Annotated in this window: 9 protein-coding genes and 5 pseudogenes; 6 read left to right on the forward strand and 8 right to left on the reverse strand. The window is 46.1% G+C overall.

Annotated features, from left to right (window positions below; all coding sequences use genetic code 11):
* Positions 1-167: 167 nt before the first annotated feature.
* The 3 genes and pseudogenes from HRE53_RS32560 to HRE53_RS32570 all read left to right on the forward strand — a co-directional run bounded on the left by HRE53_RS32560 (position 168) and on the right by HRE53_RS32570 (position 2,920).
* Entirely contained in the window at positions 168-695 is a 528-nt protein-coding gene (locus tag HRE53_RS32560) for a hypothetical protein (protein ID WP_235112857.1), read from the forward strand.
* Positions 679-1,308 (forward strand): annotated as a pseudogene (locus HRE53_RS32565) (hypothetical protein). The gene HRE53_RS32560 and the pseudogene HRE53_RS32565 overlap by 17 nt, the downstream one beginning before the upstream one ends.
* A 385-nt stretch (positions 1,309-1,693) precedes the next feature.
* Positions 1,694-2,920, forward strand: coding sequence for a transposase (locus tag HRE53_RS32570; protein ID WP_235112859.1), 1,227 nt, complete (start codon positions 1,694-1,696; stop codon positions 2,918-2,920).
* A 239-nt stretch (positions 2,921-3,159) separates the two neighbouring features.
* Here HRE53_RS32570 and HRE53_RS32575 read toward each other — a convergent pair whose 3' ends face one another.
* From HRE53_RS32575 to HRE53_RS32600, 6 genes and pseudogenes are all read right to left on the reverse strand, one after another.
* Positions 3,160-3,462: a hypothetical protein gene (locus tag HRE53_RS32575; RefSeq protein ID WP_235112860.1), complete on the reverse strand. Its 303-nt coding sequence runs from the start codon at positions 3,460-3,462 to the stop codon at positions 3,160-3,162.
* A gap of 19 nt (positions 3,463-3,481) precedes the next feature.
* A complete protein-coding gene (locus HRE53_RS32580; RefSeq protein WP_235112861.1) occupies positions 3,482-4,099 on the reverse strand; it encodes a ParA family protein in 618 nt (205 codons plus the stop codon).
* 427 nt (positions 4,100-4,526) lie between these two features.
* A complete protein-coding gene (locus HRE53_RS32590) occupies positions 4,527-4,763 on the reverse strand; it encodes a hypothetical protein (RefSeq protein ID WP_212666982.1) in 237 nt (78 codons plus the stop codon).
* A gap of 162 nt (positions 4,764-4,925) precedes the next feature.
* Positions 4,926-5,231 (reverse strand): hypothetical protein, encoded by a 306-nt coding sequence (locus HRE53_RS35065; RefSeq protein ID WP_315876969.1) that lies wholly within the window; start codon positions 5,229-5,231, stop codon positions 4,926-4,928.
* Positions 5,232-5,259: 28 nt separating this feature from the next.
* Positions 5,260-5,553, reverse strand: coding sequence for a hypothetical protein (locus tag HRE53_RS35070; protein ID WP_315876970.1), 294 nt, complete (start codon positions 5,551-5,553; stop codon positions 5,260-5,262).
* 458 nt (positions 5,554-6,011) lie between these two features.
* Positions 6,012-6,413 (reverse strand): annotated as a pseudogene (locus HRE53_RS32600) (ATP-binding protein); the annotation flags it as partial.
* 64 nt (positions 6,414-6,477) lie between these two features.
* Between HRE53_RS32600 and HRE53_RS32605 the strand changes: the two are divergent.
* Positions 6,478-8,162: pseudogene (locus tag HRE53_RS32605) on the forward strand (IS1634 family transposase).
* A gap of 15 nt (positions 8,163-8,177) precedes the next feature.
* On the opposite strand, the pseudogene HRE53_RS32610 reads toward HRE53_RS32605, so the two are convergent.
* Together HRE53_RS32610 and istA are read right to left on the reverse strand one after the other, a co-directional pair.
* Positions 8,178-8,534 (reverse strand): annotated as a pseudogene (locus HRE53_RS32610) (ATP-binding protein); the annotation flags it as partial.
* 664 nt (positions 8,535-9,198) lie between these two features.
* Positions 9,199-9,936 (reverse strand): annotated as a pseudogene (gene istA, locus HRE53_RS35465) (IS21 family transposase); the annotation flags it as partial.
* Positions 9,937-10,200: 264 nt separating this feature from the next.
* Here istA and HRE53_RS32620 point away from each other — a divergent pair.
* Together HRE53_RS32620 and HRE53_RS32625 are read left to right on the forward strand one after the other, a co-directional pair.
* The gene (locus HRE53_RS32620; protein WP_235112863.1) at positions 10,201-10,353 is read left to right on the forward strand and encodes a hypothetical protein; all 153 of its coding nucleotides are present in this window, start codon (positions 10,201-10,203) and stop codon (positions 10,351-10,353) included.
* Positions 10,354-10,485: 132 nt separating this feature from the next.
* Positions 10,486-11,826, forward strand: a complete 1,341-nt coding sequence (locus HRE53_RS32625) for a DUF3370 domain-containing protein (protein WP_235112864.1) — start codon at positions 10,486-10,488, stop codon at positions 11,824-11,826.
* The last annotated feature ends 672 nt before the right edge of the window (positions 11,827-12,498 follow it).

A 12,498-nucleotide genomic window follows, 5' to 3' on the forward strand; every position in this document is an offset into this window, starting at 1 on the left:
ATGCTTTACGCATTTATTAAGGATATTTCTGTAATCTAGGGCGTTGGTGGGGATGGAAATTATTGCCTTTTCAAGTGCTTTTTTAATGGCTTACTAGTTTGATTTAGTCCTGTCAGCCCCTCGATTTTGATGATCTATTCAAGGGTATTGATCCAAAAGAACGAACCATGCCACAACCTCCAAACCCCATCTGCCTCCAATGCATCGACTATTCCCGGATGGAAGCAAAGCGGGTTCATGGGCCTCATGGGGATGGCTGCTGGAAGGATAATGCCTGCGATCGCAAACGAAATCACTATCGCCACCGCAAAGAAAGCAATGCCAAGCGTCGGGGAGAATACGCTGACCAGAAAGCAAAAATAACCCCAGATAAAACCACTGAAACCTTCTCGATTCCCGTACTGGCCCCACCCGTGGCTTTGCTCTATCTTTACAAAGAAAAGCCCAAGGATGCCCACCTCCATGCCCTAGCGATCAGTGTCTGGCAAGGGAGTGAGAAGCTAGCGGCAGTTGAAGCTGTCCACTGTATGGGGATGACGAATACCCAAGTGAATCGGTATTTGAAGGAGGTGCTGAAGGTGCTGGGCGAACGGTATGGCATCACGGAATTTGAACCCCCGATTCGCATGGAACCAACCGAGTGTGAAATTGCAGAATGTCCTCTAAAGGATAAGCTCCATGTTCCAGCAACTTGAGCTAGATTTTGCCAGTGCGCTAGCCTTTGCTTTAGACGAACCTGAGCAAGCTGATATTTCCCTGATGTGTGCCTCACTGGAGCAGCATTTACAGGGACGTTCTCCCCACGAACAGCTCCGGGTGGCTGGCGATGCGATCAAGGATATGGCTGAGGTCTGTTTTCAGCGGGCAGAGCTAATGATCCAGGGTTGGGAAGACAGATACAACTCAGAAGGTCCTGTGTTGGATGAGGATTTCTTAGCTGGGATGATTCAGCAGACTATGTTTCTGGATGTCTCGGATCTGTGTCGTCAGCCGAAGTCACGGAAGAGTCGTCAGGGGTTCACGGGGGTTCCTGTGGAGTCTGTCGTGGGGGGAAGTTAGTAAGGATGCTGTATTGGATTTTGTCGATGAGCTGGAATCTGGGGAAGCAGTTGCCCTGAAGGTTAGCCATGTCGAGGATGTTGGGGTATGGGTGGGTGCGATCCGGGAGTTCCTTGAGAGCGAAAAGGATGCTGTGTTGTTCAGTGACCTGGTTAAAGGGCTTGGTCTTGCACCTGTTGCTGTGTTGATCGGTGTGCTTCTGGGGGGGGCTTTCGGGTGGAACAACGAGGAGGGTTCTACGGGGGGTAGGATTTATATAGAATCTCTAAACCAAAAACCATAATTTGGTTTTTTGGTTTCTGGAATATGGTTTTATATCAGACACAGATACCTATACCTATCGTTTCGTTTGCAATTGAACTACCTTTCAGGAATTTAGAGAATGGTTTCTGGTTTTTGGTTTCTGGAATATGGTTTTATATCAGACACAGATACCTATACCTATCGTTTCGTTTGCAATTGAACTACCTTTCAGGAATTTAGAGAATGGTTTCTGGTTTCTGGTTTCTGGAATATGGTTTTTCTTTATCCAGAAAATGTGCGTGAAGACTCCAACTATACGAATGTTAGTTAGAGATATGTATAGCACTCCATTCCAAGCATATTGTTATGCCGAACATGCTAGTGTAATAGTATGATTGTACTAGAGTTTAAAGCAAGAACCAGTCAGCATCAAACAAGTGCGATTGATGAAGCTATCAGAACGGCTCAATTCATTCGTAATAAGTGCTTGCGCTTTTGGATGGATAACAAAGGTACAGGCAAATACGACTTAAACAAGTTGTGTAGAGTTCTTGCTAATGATTTTCCTTTTGCTAAGCAACTCAACTCTATGGCTCGGCAGGCAAGTGCTGAAAGAGCTTGGAGTTCAATCAGTCGCTTCTATGAGAATTGCAAACAGGGTATAAAGCCCGTTGGCTTTCCAAGGTTTAAGAAGCATTCTCGGTCAGTGGAATACAAAACCTCTGGGTGGAAGCTTCTGAGTCCTAAAAAGATTAAATTCACTGACGGTTTTAATATTGGTGAGCTGCGTTTAATCGGGACTTATGACTTAGCAAGCTATGACGAGAGTCAAATTAAGCGAGTCAGGTTAGTTCGTAGAGCAGATGGCTACTATGTGCAATTCTGCATCAGCGTTGATGTCAAAATTGAGCTAGAACCCACCGGCAACTCCATTGGCATAGACGTTGGCTTAGAGTCCTTCTACACCGACAATAACGGCTACAAAGAACCTCCTGAAAAGTTCTATCGCAGTTCTCAAAAGAAACGTCATCGGTTACAAAAACGATTGAGCAGGACTCAAAAAAGTTCATCCAATCGGCGTAAAGCCATTAATCACCTAGCCAGACATGAGTTAAAAGTCTCACGACAGCGTAAAGAAAGGGCTAAGAGACTGGCCCTTTGCGTGATCCAATCTAACGATTTGGTTGTTTATGAGAACTTGAGGATTCGCAATATGGTGAAGAACCACTGTCTGGCTCAGTCGATCCATGATGCAGGCTGGTATCAGTTCAGACAGTGGCTGGAGTACTTTGGGAAAAAGTATGGCAAGGTCACCGTGGCTGTGGAACCTGCATACACCTCTCAAGAATGTTCTGATTGTGGTGTACTCGTTAAAAAGTCTTTGTCTACTCGAACTCATGTTTGTGCATGTGGCTGTGAGTTAGACAGGGATGAGAATGCAGCCATCAATATCTTGAGAAAAGGAATCGCTACCACAGGGCATGTGGGAAGCGGGCTACTCGATAGTCAAAACGCTTCTGGAGATGAGGCCGCTACTGTGTTGAACTCAGGTTTAATGCAGCAAGTCACGTCGCTGAAAGAAGAATCTCCTGCTATACCCGTAGGGTTAGCAGGATGAGTGTCAATAACTGTAACCGAACAAATTCATGTTTTTGCATAAATCTCTTTAAAACCAGAAACCATATTCCAAATTATGGTTTCTGGAATATTCGTTAATTCAAGTCACAAAATTAAGAATGGAAGACTCAGAAAACCATTTTCTGGTTTCTGGAATATGGTTTTTCACAAAACTATCTCAGATTATAGTTAAATAAACCAGAAACCAGAAACCATTTTTTGGTTTATTCAGCTTCCTTTTCATATATCGTCAATAGATATTCCAGGTGGCAACCCAAATTCGTTCACTAGAAACTCTTTAAGGATCGGACTAAGTTTTACTCTTTTTTCTCTACAACGCTTTTTCCAGTGCTCCCTAACAATATAAGGAACCTTAAAGCCAGCTACATTAACTGCTTCCATATCTTCATCGGTATAGCTAAGAATGGGCGTCTTTTCAATTAGCTTAGCTTCTGGTTTCTGGTTTCTGGTTTCTGGTTTTTGGTTTTTAGTTTCTGGTTCTTGCTCAATTCCCTTATTAACTTGTTCTCTGAAGCGTGCCATTTAACAAGTACTCCTCTCACTAATCAATAATCGAATGAATTTCACTGAATACCTTTTGATAATCTCGCCAAGGCATTCTGTATTTACCAGGTTGTTGAGCCAATGTCGCACCTGCGAGACTGGCATGTCTAACTCCTTCACCTCGACGGACGAATGACTCAAGAACTAAATATCCATCTTCCTTAAGATCTTCTGCCAACTCAGCTCCAGCAGTACCACTCGTTAATACATCAGTGAGTAATATTCGATAAGTACCCTTGCTATCATTTATTGCTTTTGCAGTTTCCGTTGCAGCACTAGCACTATCCACATCAACCTTCGTAGGTATAACAACGAGATCACTATCCTCTGCTAAATCTTTCAGATCATCGTCAGAAATACTGGCTTGAGTGTCCAAAATAACAAAATCAACTCCGGCCACTGCTTTTGCCATCTTTGCAAAAGATGCCACTACAAATGGTGGACTAAATTTTGGATTATCATTAGCCCTAGCCTGCCATTTGAGCACTGTTCGGTTCGCGTCATCATCGATGAGTGCAACTTCATATCCTTCTTTGGTCAGCCAATATGCGTAGTGAATGGCGCTCGTGCTTTTTGCAACTCCACCCTTTTTTGAAACAAAACTGATGTACTTCATTGTCACCACTCGAAATAAGGCTTAAGTCCCTGAGATGATAACTTAAAAACCATAAGATGGAAAATGGTTTTTGGTATTTGGATTCTGGAATATGGAATATGGATAGCTATTGCACTGGTCAAATATAGTCCTAGCATGAGATTAGCTACTTCTAATCAAAAAATTATATGGCAGCTCTAATATAGTTTCTGGTTTCTGGTTTCTGGTTTCTGGTTATTGGTTTATCAACAGTAAAGTTAAAACATACCTTCACCCCCCAAACCCTTACCACTCGCTTCCGATCCAAGCTCACTCCTACCATCTCATCAATCCGCTCCATCGCATCCTCTGGCCTCAGCTCAACCACCTGCAAAATGTCGAACTTATCCTCTATTTCAAAGACTGTTTTAAGCAGAATTCTGTAAAGCCGCAATACATTAGGCCAACATCAGCCGATTTCTTGAAAATCAAAATAATTTTCAGACTGCTTAATCAATTGCTGTAGCTCATCGAATTCCATTGCCTGGATAGCCATTGCTAAACCTGTATGGACGAGTGCTAATCTCTGCTTTGCTTCTGGGCTTAGTTCCTCAGATGCTTCTTCTACACACTCAAACATCGTTGCAGTCTGGGTCAGGTTGTCAAAGGTAACGGCTAATACTTCGGCCAAAAAACTTGTCAACATAATATCTTCGCTTTATCCCTGTGTGCCTTCATATCATCAGGTAAAGGAATTTTAATTAAAACAGAGAGATTACTGATTATTAGTGAGAAGCGACAACAAACTCCTAGTAATTTCCCCTGATAGCGATACTACGCAGGTTAAGGCCATCCACATATGCAACCTTCACAACCCAGCCTCCCCCCAGACCCTACTCACCTTCTCCCGCTCCAGCCCCATCCGCACCATCTCCTCAATCCGCTCAATCGTCTCCGGTGGTCGCAGCTCAATCACTTGCCAAATCTCGAAGTTCTCCTCAATCTCGACAGCGCACTCCAAGCAGAACTCAGCCGAAGCAAACACCTCCCTCACGAAAGGCTTCCCTGTTCCCTTCACCACAATCCAGTACTGCCCAACTCCATTCTTGGCAACAGCCAGATACTCCAGCTCCCCTCGCGTCCTAGTCTGCTCAAGCAAATTCTTCTGCCCCAACTCCAGATTCCTGAATCGCCTCTCCAGGTCAGCCGATATGCTGGGAATTCTCGGTTGACGGGTCTGGGAAATTTCTGAGGCTTTGGACTGAGGGGTGCGCTCTGGTCGGGTTGACCTGGGGGGATGGTCGGGAAGTGCGATTGTTCTCTCCCAGCTCTCCATCTCCAGGTTCTAGCTTGGCTGGCCGAGCACCCTCTGGTGCTTTCTTGGGAAATGCTGTTTTACTTAGGAGTTTTGGGGTGGGAGTGTTGGACTTGGGTTGCTCTGGGGGTGGTCTGGGGGGGGTGAGCTTGGGGTTGAGACTGATGATTTGGGGAGTCATGGGGGGGAGTCCTGTGACGCACCGTTAGTTTATCGAGATCATCTTTGTGGGGAGGGGGATTGTTGCAAAAGGTTATGAGGGGCGAACCTGACTGCCTGACATAAGTACCTCAAAGCCTTTAGATACGTAGCTTTTGGATGCTAAATAGCAGGGTGTATAAGGCTAGCTTTTGGCATTGTTCACACGTCAAACGCAACCTAAACGTATTACCAACTTGTTAAATGTCAATTGCATAGGCGGATGAATTTGGCTTGCCCTTCTCTGTTCTTGGACAGTAAATCTTGAACAGATTTGAGTCTTTGCTCCCTTCATTTGAGATCGAGAATGCATGCTCTCTACCACCAATGATCGCGACAAGGAGCAAATGACAATTATCAATAAAGTCATGCTCAATAAGGATGCTTACTTGAGAGCATCCTTATTGAGCATGAGGTGAAGGAGTTTTTTACTTCTTGGGATTAACTAGAAGTCTTTAGAGAATTGGCCGCGTTTTTAGCTGCTGCTTGTTTTCGAAAACTCTCAGCCTGCATCTCGAAAATAGTGGCGTGATGAATTAAACGATCAATGGCAGCTACGGTCATCATCGAGTTGGGGAAGATCTTATCCCATTGGCTGAAGGGCTGATTAGCTGTGATGAGCAGGCTCTTTCGCTCGTAGCGATGAGCAATCAGTTCGAATAGGACCGAGGTTTCAACATCAGACTTTTGAATATAGCCGAGGTCATCAATGATGAGTAGATCGTACCGGTCCAGTTTGGACAGTAAGGTCTGTAATTCCAGTTGAAGTTTGGCGAGTTGCAGCTGTTGCACCAGGGCTGTGGCTGTGACAAACTTCACTCGTTTCCCCAACTCAATAATGGAACCGACATTCAGCAGGTACTAACCATCAAGGGATAATTTTGAGGTTGTCCCTCAACGCAAGTCCATGTATTCACCTCAAGAGATAGACGTTCAGGATATTGACCATCTCGGTATTATCGCCGGTATCGTCGATGAGATCGGCATTGTCGAAATAGTGGATCGATTATTAGGTACTCACGAGCAAGAGAATGTTAGTTGTGGTCAAGTTGTCAAAGCCCTGATTCTAAATGGTATGGGCTTTTTGAGTGCTCCATTGTACTTATTTAGTGAGTTTTTCGAAAGCAAAGCAACCGAGCACTTACTCGGTCAAGGTGTACTGCCAGAGCACCTCAACGATACCCGTATCGGTCGAGTCCTCGACAAGCTCTATGCCTATGGTGTGACCCAGATATTTATCCGTGTGGCAATGGCAGTCGTTCAGAAATTCGATGTAGCTCTAAGGTGTGCGCATCTAGATGCGACAAGCCTTAGTGTTGAGGGGCAATACTTAGATAAACCACAGGTTGAGGCGTCAGACGAATCCCCCTCTGCACCTGAGTCCCCCCCTCCCCTGCACTGGCTGAGTCAGAGGAGCCGATACCCGTGAAAATCACCTACGGCTACTCACGGGACAATCGTCGTGATCTCAAGCAGTTTGTATTGAACCTACTGGTGAGTGGGGACGGGGGTATTCCTTTATTTTTACAAGTGGGCAACGGTAATGATGCGGACAAAAGTACGTTTGTGCCTATCATCCATGAATTTAAGCAACAGTGGAGTCAGCAACAGCCAGAGGTGATTGTTGCTGATAGTGCCCTCTACAGTGCCGACAATCTGCAAGCATTAGGAAGTACATCTTGGATTAGCCGAGTTCCAGCAAGTTCAACGGCAGCCCAAGACTTACTACAAGGGCTGCCGGGTTCACAGTTTCACCCTAGTGCTCTCAACGGCTATAGCTTTGTCGAAGTATGTAGTACCTATGGAGAGATTCAACAACGGTGGCTGGTGGTTGAAAGTAAAGCTCGCAGAGACTCTGGACTCAAACAAGTGCAAAAGCGGATTGATCAGGCGTTTAGCCAAAAAACTACTGCACTTAAAACCCTCTGCAAACAGACCTTCTTGTGCCCTGCAGATGCTTTAGCTGCAGCCCAAGATTTTGGCAAAATCCTCAGGTATCACACCCTTGACGATCTCAAAATCCATAAAAAACCTCATTATTCAAAGGCTGGACGACCGACAAAAGCAACGGTTGTGACTCACTACACCTATTCTATTGAGGCTACCTTAACCCTCAATGAGCCAGTCATCGAACGCTATCGGCGGCAAGCAGGTCGTTTCATCTTAGCCACCAATCTCTTGGAACAAGAGCAATGGAGCAATGATGATATTCTGCGCGAGTACAAGAACCAGCAGGCGTGTGAAGGAGGCTTTCGCTTTATCAAAGATCCACTCTTCTTTGCCTCTAGTGTTTTCCTGAAGACACCTCGGCGTATCGCTGCCTTAGCCATGATCATGGCCTTGTGTTTGATGGTCTACAGCTTAGGACAACGACAGTTAAGAAATGCACTAGAACAAGTACAAACAACTCTCCCTAATCAGAAGGGGAAACAAACTACGAAACCTACGTTACGTTGGATTCTCCAATGCTTTCAGGCCGTCCATTTAGTTTGGCTTGATGGTGCCAAGCATCTCATCAAGCTCAACAGCAGGCAGCAACTTATCTTGCCGTTCCTTGGGAAGGGCTGTAAAAAATATTATCTGCTCTGCTAGCTAGCCTGCTGAATGTAGGATGGAAGCCCCTAATGCAGAACTGACATGTGTTTTTCCTGTTCCGCTGGGCCCGAAAATTAGAATATTACTACCGGACTCTAGCCAGTGAGTCGTTTGGCAGAACTCCATGATGGCTGCTGGATTGAGACTAGGAATATGGTCAAACTCAAAATTGGTCCAGGATTTTCCGTAAGACAGCTGCGCTTCGGCTAGAGCGCGTGAGATCCGATTCTGTTCCCGACGGCTGGCTTCGCCTTGGGCTAAAGCCAACAGAAACTGGGCGTAGGACCAATTCTCCTGAGTGGCTTGATGTTCGATGCTCTGCCACTCGTCCAGAAAGTGTTTCAACCGCAGCTGCTTGAGGGTCGTCATCAAGTTCTCGTATGGATTGTCCGGTGCTGCAGTGGAGGAGTTGGTCATAACTGGATAAATCGTGTTGTTCTGAAGTGACATCAGGGTATTGCTCAGTAGAGAGCTTGAATTCAAAGGCCCGCTTTAAACCACTCAACGTGAGGGAAGACTTTTCCAGTTGAGTATGGAGATAGTCAGCAACTTGGGATTCTTGGTCTTGAGTGGCTGCAATGTAGAGGGCTTCCGTGATTAATCGTGCGGCCTGGTCTCGGTCAAAGTCAGCCTTGAAGGTTTCCCACAGCTGATGCCACTGGAGGTTGGGGAGTAAGTCTGCTTGCCATTGGCAGTAGAGAAACGCATGGGGTTTACGCCGTAGACTTTCTGCTAGATGCCTGTAGTCTATGCTGCGAGCACGTCTATGCTTCCCAGAGCCATGGACATGGATCCGTGCCAATTCCACTACTGGTGTTGTTCCTAGGAAGCCAACAATGCGGTCATGGTAAAGGTGCAGTTTCAACCGATGGCCAATCAAGCGAGAGGGGACGGTGTAAAGGACACAGCGCACTGTAATTGCACTGTTGCAGCTGACTTTGACACTACGTACTTCATAATCAGGGGTGCGGTATCGAGGTAAGGGCTGTAAGACAGCTTGTTCTATGTCAAACTTCTTTTGACACTTGGCATTCAGCTTGACAATGACATGTTCAATAAACTGCTGATACTCAGCCACTGATGCAAAGTCAAAGCTGCCTCGACGATACAGGGCTTGGCATAATCGCCGCTTAAAATAGCCATGGGACGACTCAATCGCCCCATTTTCATGAGAGACGCCCAGGTTATTGCGTGTCGCCTCCATTCGGTAATGGTCACACAGGGTGGAATACAACTGGGTTAAATGGGGATTACGACCGCCGGTATTCCGGTAGGCAGCACTCAGACTATCAGTGCGATGAGTTTTGGGCACGCCACCACAGGCTGACAAGGCATTTTGTAGTCCTTGGGATAAGCCAATAAAACTCTCTCCGCCTTGAATCACCTGGACGTACTGCCAGCCGCTGTAAGTGAGTCGATAGTGATACAAGATGTGGTGAAAGGCTTCACCTTTAACGGTCACACTAAAACCTTTGAGCTGGGTGAAGTCTGACTGTCCCATCTCGCCAGGATGATGTTGAATTTTGAACATCACTTCCTTGGGCTTACCATGCGCAGCCTTCCATTTAGAAGTTCGGCGTTGCACGGTTCTGATCTTGTCATCATATTGCCCAGGGTGACGCTCTTGTAAGGTCTCAAATAAAGTGGTTGCTTCTAATCGAGGTTCCCGTTCTAGCATGGGCCGAAGTTCTGATTCCCATAATCCATCCAGTGGATCTTGGCGAGTTTTCCAATCGTGAGGACGGCCTCGTTGGGGGACGATGGGTTCCACTTTCAATCCGGTGGGCTGTGCGAGTGGAAATGCCGGCTTTGGCAGCTGCTGTTTCTTGGGAAGAACCAGATCGTTTTGTTTTCATATAAAGATGAACCTGTTGAGGTTTAATAGGAGCTGGCACTAGAGGTCCCTAATTGCGTTAGGAGTACAAACCCTAGTGTCTTTCCTGTATGAGGCTATAAAAAATTGAAAATGACTGATGCTCTCTCTGCAGATGTGATCTCTGGATTGAACTAGATCCTGATATTCCTAGAGAAGACTATGCAATCGACAACCTCTGTCTACGTAATTGTCACTCAACTCCAACTCTTTTGCCTTAGAGGCAGCGTTGCTATTCTTACAGTGCAAACCCTTACGAAGAAAAGGCTTTCAGAGATGTGTCAGGCAGTCAGGGGGCGAACTCACCAAGAATAGTTCCGGGTGGCTATGAATCTGCGATAGCCGAAGGCTGGTTGAAAACCATCGCATAGTAGATTCACTTTTAATCAAAATGTCAGAGTGAACAGTTTGATAGGATTTACACGCTCGTTTACGACCTGGCACAATATGTCATCAATTTTCCTAACATCTTTATTCCTGTCTCAAGTGGCCCCTGCTATTGCTGCACATTCAGAGGTCGTTATACCGCAGGACGTACGGGCATTACCTGGAGAGCTGGATAACAGTCTTTTCTTGAATAGTAATAGTCCTGAGGTTATCAACACAGGGGGAATCTTGCTGTCAACCTTTCCTAAATCAGGCAAAACATCACCTCGTGCCCATCTCGATTTTGCCTTGAATGGAGAGTTTTATGTATTTGCTCATCATGTGACTCGACGTCGCTCAAGGAGAGGCAAGAGATCCCTCTATCAGGGGATACTGCTCCATAATCCCACCAGCAAGCCAGTTCAAGTTAAGGTTCTTCAGGCAACAAGTTTTCTGAGCAGCGCCCATGCTCCCTTTGTTCCCTTAAAAAGTCAGATAGTTGATTCGACGGGTAAAGTTTTTTCGGGACCGGGTAGCCGAATTACCAGTGTCATCCTTCGAGGCAAAAGCCAGCCCGGCTGGACATCAAAAGTTGTTATTCCTCCTCGAAAAAGCCACATGTTGGTCAATCGCGCTATCCCCCCCCCCAGTAACAGTCGCACTACTTGGATGCGATTGAGAACGGATGGCCCGCTCTATGTCGCTAGCATGGCGAAGCATGGAACTCCTTGGTATAGCGGTCCTAGCTTAGCAACCTGGAAACTATTGTTAGCAAAAGGGGAATTGATAAAACCAAGAGATAAAGTGCCCTCTCCCCTTGATTTTAAGGGAAGCAAATTTATTTATGGCCGAGTTGCAGGGATCTCAAAGGGCGGAGAGTGGCGAGCGACAGTAACGGATACTCCTCAGTCCAATGAACTTAAAATCCCTAAATCTGGTCAAGCATTCTCCTATGTGATCAGTTCACTCCATCGAGGCACATTCGGAACTGGGCAAATCCAAAGTGCTCCGATGTTAAAGCGCTACGATGACACGGCATATCTTGCTCACGGTAACTATGGTCTCAAGTACAACCTAGATATACCTTTACACAATATAACTCAGCGCACTCAGACAGTAACCATTACTCTGCAAACTCCCCTGAAAGAGGACCGTCTGACTCGCAAAGGTCTCCGTTTTCTAAAATCGCCCTCTGGTCCGATCTGCTTTCGGGGGACGATCAAACTGAGCTTTCCTCAGGGGTCTCCAACCCAAAGTGTCCCTGAACAACAGTATTTTCATCTGGTACAACGATGCGGTCAGCAGGGGAAACCTCTAGTCACCTTGCCAATTTCTCCGCAAGGAACAATTCGAGCCAAGGTTGAATTGCTATATCCTCCTGATTCAACACCCCCTCAAGTGTTAACGATCCGCACCTTGTAGCAATGTTGCAGAAGTTAGACTTGCAGAAGTCTGTGCAAACCCGTTAGTGATTGAAGGGGAAGATATGTCGGCTTGGGTGGATGCGATCACGCAGTACTAGGAAGTTGATGGAGTGATGTAATTCTCAAATTTGGAAAGAGCAGTGCAGTTGCCATTGGTGGCAGTTTGGATTGAGATTTTGTTAGGTGGTTTTCGAGTGGAGCAGCGGGGAGGGCTTTATGGGCAGACAATTTGGGTGGGGTGATGGCTGAGTTCTTGAGAGTGCCTGAATGCCGATATCTTTGCGGATCTTTGGAGGAAGACTAGCTGCAATGGCAGGGGGTTGAAACTATTACAGGTGGACCAGACTACCAAGGAGTCTTATAGCCTCAAAGGCAGGTGGGTGACGACTATTGAACTCCTAGCGTCTCGACGCTTACCAGTATATGAACGCACCCATTGCTGACGGTGAGTTGTGATCGATGAATTCTCAGGGGTAGGCAGTTCTAAGCCAACTACAATTAGGACCTTAGAGACTTCCCTATTGACTGTCCACTTCAGGGCATGTACTGGGTGATCAAGTCAGAAGAGGAAACGACAAGCTTTCAGATTACCCTGATCGCTCATAAGACTGTTACCCGGTTATGATCCAAGTCGTGATGACCTAATCTTATTAAATATCGACGAGTAGGC

This window comes from Acaryochloris sp. 'Moss Beach' (assembly GCF_021497025.1).
Lineage (GTDB): Bacteria > Cyanobacteriota > Cyanobacteriia > Thermosynechococcales > Thermosynechococcaceae > Acaryochloris > Acaryochloris marina_A.